At 65.0% G+C, this 9,137-nt stretch carries 5 protein-coding genes; 2 read left to right on the forward strand and 3 right to left on the reverse strand.

From position 1 onward, the window contains the following. Positions 1-22: 22 nt before the first annotated feature. Positions 23-5,179, forward strand: coding sequence for an LAGLIDADG family homing endonuclease (locus V5A38_RS07225; protein WP_332325083.1), 5,157 nt, complete (start codon positions 23-25; stop codon positions 5,177-5,179). A gap of 46 nt (positions 5,180-5,225) precedes the next feature. On the opposite strand, the gene V5A38_RS07230 is transcribed toward V5A38_RS07225, so the two are convergent. After that, on the reverse strand, positions 5,226-5,471 hold the full coding sequence (locus tag V5A38_RS07230) for a hypothetical protein (RefSeq protein ID WP_332325084.1): 246 nt from the start codon (positions 5,469-5,471) through the stop codon (positions 5,226-5,228). Between the two features lie 104 nt (positions 5,472-5,575). Between V5A38_RS07230 and V5A38_RS07235 the strand changes: the two genes are divergently transcribed. Then, complete coding sequence (locus V5A38_RS07235; RefSeq protein WP_332325085.1) at positions 5,576-5,866, forward strand: hypothetical protein; 291 nt, start codon at positions 5,576-5,578, stop codon at positions 5,864-5,866. 21 nt (positions 5,867-5,887) lie between these two features. Here the strand turns inward: V5A38_RS07235 and V5A38_RS07240 are convergent, their stop codons facing one another. Both V5A38_RS07240 and map read right to left on the reverse strand, forming a co-directional pair. Beyond that, the gene (locus tag V5A38_RS07240; protein ID WP_332325086.1) at positions 5,888-7,483 is read right to left on the reverse strand and encodes a sulfatase; all 1,596 of its coding nucleotides are present in this window, start codon (positions 7,481-7,483) and stop codon (positions 5,888-5,890) included. 611 nt (positions 7,484-8,094) lie between these two features. Then, on the reverse strand, positions 8,095-9,000 hold the full coding sequence (gene map, locus V5A38_RS07245) for a type II methionyl aminopeptidase (RefSeq protein WP_332325087.1): 906 nt from the start codon (positions 8,998-9,000) through the stop codon (positions 8,095-8,097). Positions 9,001-9,137: the final 137 nt, after the last annotated feature.

Genomic DNA, 9,137 nt, shown 5'->3' on the forward strand with positions numbered 1-9,137 from the left:
CTGACGTATCGACGGGGGAAGCATGAAGCAGGCGGACGAGCGCTACTTCGAGCGCATCGAGGACCGCCTCGACGAGGCGTTCGACCGCGCCGAGCGCGCGCGCGAACAGGGATACGATCCAAAAACCGAGATCGAGATCCCGGTCGCCCGCGACATGGCCGATCGGGTCGAGAACATCCTCGGCATCCCCGGCGTCGCCGAGCGGGTCCGCGAACTCGAACAGCAGATGGGCCGCGAGGAGGCGGCGCTGGCGCTCGTCGAGGACTTCGTCGACGGCAGCGTCGGCAATTTCGATAGCCGGGAGGGGAAAGTCGAGGGGGCGGTCCGGACCGCCGTCGCGCTGCTGACCGAGGGTGTGGTCGCCGCTCCCATCGAGGGGATCGACCGTGCAGAGCTCCTGAAAAACGACGACGGCACGGAGTTCATCAACGTCTACTACGCGGGGCCGATTCGCTCGGCGGGCGGGACCGCACAGGCGCTCTCGGTGCTCGTCGCCGACTACGCCCGTTCGCTGCTGGGTATCGAGGAGTTCCACGCCCGGAGCGATGAGGTCGAGCGCTACGCCGAGGAGATCGCACTCTACGAGAAGGAGACGGGGCTGCAGTACACCCCGAAGGACAAGGAGACGAAGTTCATCGCTGAGCACCTGCCAATCATGCTCGACGGCGAGGCCGCCGGCGACGAGGAGGTGTCGGGCTTCCGGGACCTCGAACGGGTCGACACCAACTCCGCCCGCGGGGGGATGTGTCTCGTGCTCGCGGAGGGGATCGCACTCAAGGCCCCGAAGATCCAGCGCTACACCCGCCAGCTCGACGAGGTCGACTGGCCGTGGCTGCAGGACCTCATCGACGGCAACTACGCCGACGACGCCGGGACGGACGAGGACGACGAGAGCGAGACGGTCGAGCAGCGCGACGGCGACGCGGACGACGCCGCGGAACCTGCCGAGCAGGAGGGCCCGGTCCGGCCTGGCCCGACAGGGAAATATCTCCGGGACCTCATCGCGGGCCGTCCGGTGTTCGGCCACCCCTCCGAATCGGGTGGGTTCCGTCTGCGCTACGGTCGCGCCCGGAATCACGGCTTCGCAACAGCGGGTGTCCACCCCGCAACGATGCATCTCGTCGACGACTTCCTCGCGACGGGGACACAGATCAAGACCGAACGACCGGGGAAGGCGGCAGGGGTCATCCCCGTTGACTCCATCGAGGGCCCGACAGTTCGGCTGGCTAACGGCGACGTCCGGCGCATCGACGACCCCGCGGAGGCGCTGGAGATCCGCAACGGCGTCGACGAGATTCTCGACCTCGGGGAGTATCTCGTGAACTACGGCGAGTTCGTCGAGAACAACCACCCGCTCGCGCCGGCGTCCTACGCCGTCGAATGGTGGGAACAGGAGTTCTCCGCTGCCGGCGTCGACGTCCAGGCGCTGCGGGACGACCCACACGTCGATCTGGACTCGCCGGACCAGACGCCGGCGCTGGAGTGGGCCGAGGCGTACGACTGCCCCCTGCATCCGGAGTATACGTATCTCTGGCACGACGTGACCGTCGCGGAGTACGACGCGCTCGCTAGTGCCGCCGCCGGGGGCGAGTTCGCCGACGACGGCGCGCTGCTGCTCGACCGAACCGACGACGTGCAACGCGCGCTCGAACGCCTCATCATCGAGCACACCCAGACCGACGAGACGCTCAGGGTGCCCGAGCACCGCGCACTGTTGCGCTCGCTCGGGGTCTCCGAGGAGCTGGAACGGAGCTGGGAGCCCGCGGACCTGAGCGAGCGCGCGCGGACGTGGGGCGCCGAGGATGAGGACGGTTCGATCGCGGATGGCGGCCTCGCCGCCCCCGACGACGACGATTCCGGGCCGGACCCATCGACGCATTCAGCGACCGAGACCGCAGTCCCGCTCCCCGGTACCAACGCTATCGAGGCGGTCAACGAGGTCGCGCCATTCCAGGTACGCGAGCGTGCACCGACCCGCATCGGCAACCGGATGGGTCGCCCGGAGAAGTCCGAGAGCCGGGATCTCTCGCCAGCGGTCCACACGATGTTCCCGATCGGCGAGGCTGGCGGCAGCCAGCGTGACGTGGCCAAGGCCGCCAAGGAGCGAACCGACCGTGGGCGCGGGAAGATCGAGGTGAGCATGGGGGACCGGCAGTGCCCTGACTGCGGCGAGCACACCTACCGGAACCGCTGTCCGGAGTGTGAGGCCCACACCGAGCCCCACTTCGAGTGCGACGACTGCGGCATCGTCGTCGAACCCGACGAGTCAGGCCGGGTCATCTGCCCCCGGTGTGAGTGGGAGGTCGAGAGCCCCACGGAGCAGCTGATCGACCTCAACGCCGAGTACCACGACGCGATGGAGAACATCGGCGAGCGCGAGGGGAGCTTCTCCATCCTGAAGGGCGTACAGGGGCTGATGTCGGCCAACGAGACGCCAGAACCGATGGAGAAGGGCGTGCTCCGGGCGAAACACGATGTCTCCTCGTTCAAGGACGGTACCGTGCGATACGACATGACGGACCTGCCCGTCACGTCGGTCCGGCCCGAAGAGCTGGATACCACCGCCGAGCAGTTCCGCGGCCTGGGCTACGAGGAGGATATCGACGGTGAGCCGCTGCGCCACGACGACCAGCTCGTCGAGCTGAAGGTACAGGACATCGTCCTGCCCGACGGCGCCGCTGAGCACATGATGCGCACGGCGGATTTCGTCGACGACCTGCTCGAGCGGTTCTACGGCCTCGAGCCGTTCTACGACGTGGACGATCGCCAGGAGCTGGTCGGCGAACTCGTCTTCGGGATGGCGCCCCACACCTCCGCGGCCGTGGTGGGCCGGGTTGTCGGCTTCACGAGTGCGGCGGTGGGGTACGCGCACCCGTACTTCCACGCGGCGAAGCGCAGGAACTGCTTCCACCCGGACACCAAACTCTGGTTCCGTGACGAGGACGGCTCGTGGCGCCACGACGACATTCAGACGCTCGTCGAGGAGCGTCTTGACCCCGAGACAGCGGAGCAGGACGATTTCGGCACGCTGGTCCAGGAACTCGACGGCGACCTGTTCGTCCCGTCCATCGACGACGAGGGGAACGAGGTGGTGAAACCAGTCGAGGCGGTGAGCAAACACCCCTCGCCCGAACATCTGGTTCGTGTCGAAACGCGGAGCGGGCGGGAGATTACGGTGACGCCGGATCACGAGATGCACGTCTTTGCTGGCGAACTACGGTCGAAGCACGCGTCAGAACTGACCGAGGACGATAACCTCGTCAAACCCGACCATCTCGACTCGATCTCCACAGGAAGGGCGGAGCAGTTCGACCTGTTGGAGAAGTTCATCCAATGCGAGGAAATCGACAACAGCCGGTTGATGCTCAAAGGACTGGAGAAAGACCTGCTATACGAACTCTTCACTGAGTCACTCGCCAAGGAGTACGAGGGTACGTTCTATCCGCTCAAGAGCACGGCCGATGCCTTGGGACTGACGAAAAAGGGTCTCAGCAATTACCTATACCGAGAAAGCATTCCAGCAGAACTGCTACTCCAGCTCTTCGACTCCGTCGACGAACTGCTCGCGTACGTCCCGGAAGACGTTCGTCTGGGCATGAAGCGGGATGGACCGGATATGAACCGGTACGTCGAGCTCAACGAGCCCGTCTCGACTCTGCTCGGCTACTACGCAGCCGAAGGGTTTGCCCGGGAGCAGGAAACTCCGAAAGGGACGATTCACCAGACGACAATCTGCGGAACGGAGGCGGAACCTCGTGAGTTCTTCGTAAAGACCCTTCGAGAGGAGTTTGGTGTCGAGCCGTACCGTGAGAACGACGCGAAGATCACTGTCTCGGGACGGCTTCTGCGATCGTTCTTCGACACCGTTCTTGATGCTGGAGTGACTGCAGACTCGAAACGCGTTCCGCACGCAATCTTCGACGCCCCTGAACGGATCGTTGCTGCGTATCTCCGTGGGTACTTCAGCGGCGACGGGGCAGCATCGACGAACGCTACTGTCGTCACCGCGACGACCGTCAGTCGGGAACTGAAAGAGGACCTATTCGCCCTCCTCACGAGGCTCGACATCGTCGCCAGCGTCGATATCACGGAACCCTCCCCACTGTGTGAATACTTCCCTGAGTATTACGAGATTGACAGCCAGGAACAGTCGGCTCGCCGGTACAAGTTTTCCATCAGTTCGGAAGACGCAGTCGAGTTTGCGGAACGTGTTGGATTCCACCTCTCACGGAAGAGCGAAACCCTCGCAGAGCAAATTTCTACACGGGAGACCCAGACCCGTCGAGCCTTCGACGGAGGCCATGATGATTATCTGGTCGAGGAGGTTTCGACCGTAGAGTACGTCGAGAGCGATGTCGAGCATACGTACTGCTTGACTGTTGAGGATACCCACTCCCTGATTGCGAACGACACCTCGCAAAAGCAGTGCGATGGTGACGAAGACTGCGTCATGCTCCTCCTCGACGGCCTGCTCAACTTCTCGAAGGAGTTCCTCCCCGATCAGCGTGGTGGGCGGATGGACGCACCCTTGGTCATGTCCTCCCGCATCGATCCCTCGGAGATCGACGACGAGGCCCACAACATGGACATCGTCCGCCAGTACCCCGCCGAGTTCTACGAGGCGACGCTCTCGATGGAGGACCCGGAAGCCGTCGAGGACCTCGTCCAGCTCGGCGAGGATACGCTCGGAACCGACGAGGAGTACCACGGGTTCGACCACACCCACGACACCACCGATATCGCGCTCGGGCCGGACCTCTCGGCGTACAAGACGCTGGGGGACATGGAGACCAAGATGGACGCCCAGCTCGAACTCTCCCGGAAGCTCCGGGGCGTCGACGAGACGGACGTCGCCGAGCGGGTCATCGAGAACCACTTCTTGCCGGACCTCATCGGCAACCTTCGGGCGTTCTCCCGCCAGGAGACCCGCTGTCTGGACTGCGGGGAGAAGTACCGCCGGATGCCCCTCACCGGCGACTGCCGGGAGTGTGGCGGCCGGATGACGCTCACCGTCCACGAGGGCTCGGTGAACAAGTACATGGACATCGCCATCGAGGTGGCCGAGGAGTTCGGCTGCCGGGACTACACGAAACAGCGCCTGGAGGTGCTCGAACGCTCCCTGGAGTCGGTGTTCGTCAACGACAAGAACAAGCAGAGCGGGATCGCGGACTTCATGTAGGCGCCGCGGCGTTTTCCGCGCCGGTCCGACACAGCGCCGGCCCACCTCAGTTCAGGTCGAGATCCTCGATCCGGTAGCTCCCGTCGTCGTCCAGAAAGGTCACTTCGCCGTTGTCCCGGAGCCGCTGCAGCTGTTGGCGCATTTTCTCCCTGACGTGATTGTTGTCCGGGAATTCGGCGGCGAGGGAGCACTCGGAGAACGCGTAGAACTGCTGAATCGTCAGCACCTCGTCACCGGTTTCGAGACGATAGCGGTGAAGCTCCTGTCGGACGGCGTCGAGCCAGGCGGCCATACCGCTTCGAGTGATCGATTGATCAAAAGTACCCGGGTCGCTACTGCTTGCCGACATGCAACCCTGCTCCCGGCTTTTCGGTCTCTCGCTGCTAACGACCGTCCATGTCCACCGAAAAGATTGGTACAACTATCGACACGACCGTGGACGACGAGAACGGCGAGGTGCTCGGCGAAATCCGGGGGCGCAGGGCGGACGGCCCCGCCGTCACCACTCGCGAGGGTATCGATGCACTCTCTATCGAACACGAGCGCGCGGGCCACGAGTTCGGCGAGGCCGAACTGCTCTGGCGCGGTGTCGACTGTGGCAAACTCGGGGACATTGGGGATATCCCCGACCAGTGCCCCGCCTGTGGCGCCGACCGGATGGCGCTGTACTACTGGACTGTGGACTGAGAACGAACAGTTCGACTCCTTTTACTCAACATAGCCGAGGTCCCGGAGCCGCTCCTGGGTCTCCTCGTCCATATCTTCGAGCGCCTCGTCGGTCACCTCGGCGTCGTCGGCGCCGGTCCACGCGCCGCCGATATCGGTCTCGAACGACGCCAGGGATGCCTCAACCTCGGTGATGGCCTCGTCGTCGACGGCCCCTCGTCCCGTCGAGCCTTCGTCGTTCCCACCGGCGAGGTTCTCCGTCTCGTCCGGGTCCGAATCGAGCCGGAACGCTTCGTCCTCGATGCGGTCGACGCGGACGTATTTCGCGTCAGGGCGGCGCGCGGCGCGCATGCGTGCGTAGAACCGTGAGTCCTCGTCCAACTCGACACCGGCTGCGGCGGCCTTCTCCTCCAACTGTTTGAGTTCGACGACGGGCCGGGAGTACTCCACGAACCCGGTATCGCCGCCGGATGCGGCGGCCTGTGCTGGGTCGGCGTCCTCGACGCCGTCGAACTGGCGGTAGGATGAGGAGAGCAGCGAACGGGTCGGGTCGAACGGGACCGCCTCCTCGTCGGGTGCGGCTGCGGTCGGCTGCGCGTCGAAGCTGTCGAGGACTGTGTGGTAGAGGTCGACCAGTTCGACGGTGTCCTCGCGTTCTCCCGTCTTCATATCGGGATGTTTGATCATCAGCGGGACGTTGATAATCGGGTCGTAGAGCCCGAACTCGTGGCCGTAGAGCCCGTGTTCGCCGTGTAGTTCGCCGTGGTCCGAGGCCACGACGACGACGGTGTCCTCCCAGCGGTCGGTCCGCTTCAGCCAGTCGAACAGACGGGTGAGCTGTGAGTCGATGTGGGCGATTTCGGCGTCATAGAGCGCGCGGATATCTTCGAACTCCTCCTCGCTGATGTCGCGTGCGCCGGAGTTGAACTCCTTCGAGTTCTGGCAGACTTCAGTCGAGTCGACGCCGGGGGCGAACTCTTCGCGGAACTCCGTCGGCGGGTGGTAGGGGAGATGAGCGTCCATCAGGTTGATGAACGAGAACCAGCTCTCGTCGTCGTTGTCCTGCTCGGCCTTCTCGATGAACCCCTTCGTCCGGTCGACAGCGTGGGGGGTTTTCGAGTCGGCGCCCTCAGCGGAGCTGAAGTACTCGTGGGCGGTGTTGCCGAGGCTGACCAGCTTGTCGGCGACGGTCCGCAGCCGGGGGTTATCGTTGAGTACGCGCCACAGCTTCGCCAGCGGCCCCGAGAGCAGGTCGCCGGGCATCACCTCGAAGAAGTTGTCCTGGTCGTCGAAGCCGTCGGTGAGGTGGGTGTAGGGGGTGATCCAGGCGTTCGAGGAGTAGCAGGCAGTGTCGTGCCCTTCGGCGGAGAGCGACTGTGCCAGCGTCGTCGCCCCCTCGAGATACGGGTTCTCCTGGTTGGCGCCGTGCTGGGAGGGGTACATCCCGGTGAACATCGAGGCGTGGACCGGCAGCGTCCACGGCGCGGGTGCGACGGCGTTCTCGAAGACGGTCGCCTCCTCGGCGAACGCGTCGAGGCCGGGCGTGGTGTCGCGCTGGTAGCCGTACGGGCCGAGATGGTCCTTTCGCACGGTGTCCATCACCACGAAGAGGACGTTCGGGGACGAGCCGCTGGACATACCCGGGGTTGGTGCACTCGGGTGGATAAGCTTCCTGTTCTGGCTTTGGGCTGGCGCCACTCCGTCGGGCTGTACCAATCCTACTCGTCCTGGCTCACTCTCGGCCGAAACAAACCCTCTCGGGCTGAGTTGACCACCGGTCCCGGGCCTGTTCGGAGGACTATGATTGACTGTGCCGGGGAGACGCTCCACGACGTCCGGGTGGTGATGCGGACCGAGAGCACCCGAGCGGAGAACGTGGAGTGGTTCCCTGGGCCCTCCCGTGGCGTCGTCTGCAACGCTCGTGTGTCCGAGACGGCGACGCGGATGAGCAACGCGAAATTTCGGGCTGTGGTGCCATCGTCGCCGGCGGGATCCTTCGGCGTCTACAGCACTCGCCGGGCCGTCACCTTTGAGTGCCGGCTCGCTTCGCTCGCCGTTTCCCACCGACTGCGACCGCACGCTCACGGGTCACATACGTTCCCCGTTCGCGTATCGAGGGAGTTTGCCGGCTCGCTTCGCTCGCCGTTTCCCACCGACTGCGACCGCACGCTCACGGGTCACATACGTTCCCCGCTCGCGTATCGAGGGAGTTTGCCGGCTCGCTTCGCTCGCCGTTTCCCTCCCTCGGACTACTCGAACAGCCCCTCAGTGAGCACCTCACAGCCGTCTTCAGTTACGATGAGGCTGTGTTCGGCCTGTGAGACGAGCCTTCCGGCCTCCTCTTTCAGCACCGGATACCCTTTGATGGCACCGTCGGCTTTCAGTCGGCGCAGGGCCATCGCGGGTCGCGGCGTGTCCAACCAGCGCGCCGCGAAGGGGAGCCCGTCGAACTCCGACGTGATCTGCTCGAGCGCCTGCCGGGCCGCGCGGTCCCGTACCGAGCGCTCCTCCTGGAGTTCGAAGATCTGTTCGTGGCTCCCCTCGCCGACCTTCCCGCTGCCGTCGGTGGCGAACGGCTCGATGGCGACGACCTGGCCCGCCTCCAGCTCCGCCGAGCGCTCGACGCCGCGGTTGGGGATCGACGGGCCCGTGTGGGCGTCGTAGCGCGCCAGGCCGTGGCCCGAGAGGTTCAGCACCGGCGAGTAGCCGTAGCCGCCGATGACGTCCTCGATGGCCTGCCCGACGACGCCGACCTCGACGCCGGCGGCGACCTCGTCGACGGCCGCCTCCAGGGCCTGTTGTGCGGCCTCGACCAGCTCATCGTCCCCCGAGAAGTCAATCGTGACCGCGGCGTCGGCGATGTACCCGTCGACGTGGACCCCGATGTCCAGACAGACCATGTCGTCCTCGCCGAACGTTTTGTCGTCGTCGGCTTCGGGGGTCGCGTGGGAGGCCTCCTCGTCGATACTGATGTTGACGGGGAACGCGATATCGCCGCCCAGTTCGAGGATCCGGGCCTCCGCGGACTCCGCGACCTCCAGGTGGCTCGCGCCGGGTTCGACGAGTTCGCGGCTCTCGTTCATCACGGTGGTCAGAATCTCGCCAGCTTCGCGATGTTTCTCGACCGCTTCCTCGCTCAGGTCTCCGTAGCTCATTACGGAGTGATTGGCCCGACGGTGGCAAAGGGGTTGCGGGTATCGGGCGAACGGCGACAGCTCGAAACGCGACGAAACCTATCGCGTCGCCGTACTGGTCTGCATCCCGTCGGAGTTGAACGCGGCGCCGGTGCCGT

Source organism: Halolamina sp. (assembly GCF_036626355.1).
Classification (GTDB): Archaea; Halobacteriota; Halobacteria; order Halobacteriales; family Haloferacaceae; genus Halolamina.

Excerpts from the sequence above, each read along its gene's own strand:
- V5A38_RS07225 (WP_332325083.1), top strand. The coding sequence starts at position 23 with ATGAAGCAGGCGGACGAGCGCTACTTCGAGCGCATCGAGGACCGCCTC.
- V5A38_RS07230 (WP_332325084.1), bottom strand. The coding sequence starts at position 5,471 with ATGGCCGCCTGGCTCGACGCCGTCCGACAGGAGCTTCACCGCTATCGT.
- V5A38_RS07235 (WP_332325085.1), top strand. The coding sequence starts at position 5,576 with ATGTCCACCGAAAAGATTGGTACAACTATCGACACGACCGTGGACGAC.
- V5A38_RS07240 (WP_332325086.1), bottom strand. The coding sequence starts at position 7,483 with ATGTCCAGCGGCTCGTCCCCGAACGTCCTCTTCGTGGTGATGGACACC.
- map (WP_332325087.1), bottom strand. The coding sequence starts at position 9,000 with ATGAGCTACGGAGACCTGAGCGAGGAAGCGGTCGAGAAACATCGCGAA.